The organism is Geminocystis sp. CENA526 (assembly GCF_050753365.1).
Taxonomy (GTDB): domain Bacteria; phylum Cyanobacteriota; class Cyanobacteriia; order Cyanobacteriales; family Cyanobacteriaceae; genus Geminocystis.
Genome location: NZ_JBLZFY010000309.1, coordinates 1 through 1,143, shown reverse-complemented (window position 1 = coordinate 1,143; position 1,143 = coordinate 1). Strand labels below are relative to the sequence as shown.

Annotated in this window: 1 protein-coding gene; it reads right to left on the bottom strand. The window is 38.9% G+C overall.

Translation table 11 applies throughout. From position 1 onward, the window contains the following. Positions 1 to 81: 81 nt before the first annotated feature. Positions 82 to 1,143, bottom strand: a 1,062-nt coding sequence (gene cheB, locus ACN4EE_RS23585; RefSeq protein ID WP_431708948.1) for a chemotaxis-specific protein-glutamate methyltransferase CheB, incomplete at its 5' end; no start/stop codon positions are given.

Genomic DNA, 1,143 nt, shown 5'->3' with positions numbered 1-1,143 from the left:
CGTGCGGAATGTGGGTTTTAATTTTTGCTCCATTATCCTAAACCCTTGATTTTCTTTTTTTATTGATTCAGCATACTTTAATTAACGAACTAAAGTCATAATCTGGGATGCGATCGAACCTGATGGTAATACTTTCTTCGCCGCCCCTAAACGAACCGCTTCCCCCGGCATTCCAAAAACGATCGAACTAGCCTCATCTTGGGCGATGGTATAAGCCCCTTTTTGATACATAGAGAATAAACCTTGAGCGCCATCTCTCCCCATGCCAGTCAATAAAATACCAATGGCATTTTTGCCAAAAACGTTGGCACAAGAGTTAAATGTCACCGTTACCGAAGGGCAATGCCCATCCACAGGAAGCCCCGTAAAACAGAAAAAACGCCCATTTCGATCGAACTCTAAATGATGTTTTTCAGGAGGAAAATAAATATAGCCCCCTTGAGGTTTTTCCCCCGTCATAGCAACTTTTACCTTTAACTGACAATTATTATTCAACCAATCAATTAAACCGCCCAAAAACCCTGCGCTGATGTGCTGTACACACACAATGGGAACAGAAAAATTAGCAGGTATATTACCTAAAATCTCTAGTAATACTTGAGGACCTCCTGTAGAAGTACCAATGGCAATCACTTCAAATTTATTGCTGTTACTAATACTAACCGTAGGGGGTGAAAATTTAGAAACCGTAGAAGAAATAGAAGGAGAAGAAGAAGGCGCTTTGCGTCTAAAAACCTTAATTCCAGATAAAAGACGAATTTTTTCCAACAACGGTTGACTAATAGCATCATAATCACTCGGTTGTCCACTACGAGGTTTCGGAAATATATCCACCGCCCCTGCATTTAAAACATCAAAAACGTGTTGAGTATCTTCTTCCTGTACAGAAGCACTAATAACTAAAATGGGCTTCGGAAAATTAGCCATTACCTGTTGTACAAATTCTAACCCATTCATTTTGGGCATATGTAAATCCGTACAAATAACATCAGGATTCAACTTTTGTACCAACTCTAAACCTTCAATGCCAGTTTTTCCACAACCTACCACTTGAATATCTGGAGAAGAATTAATAATTTTTTGTAGTAATAGTGTGGCAACGGGAGAGTCTTCAACAAGTAATACTTTAATAGTCATATAAGG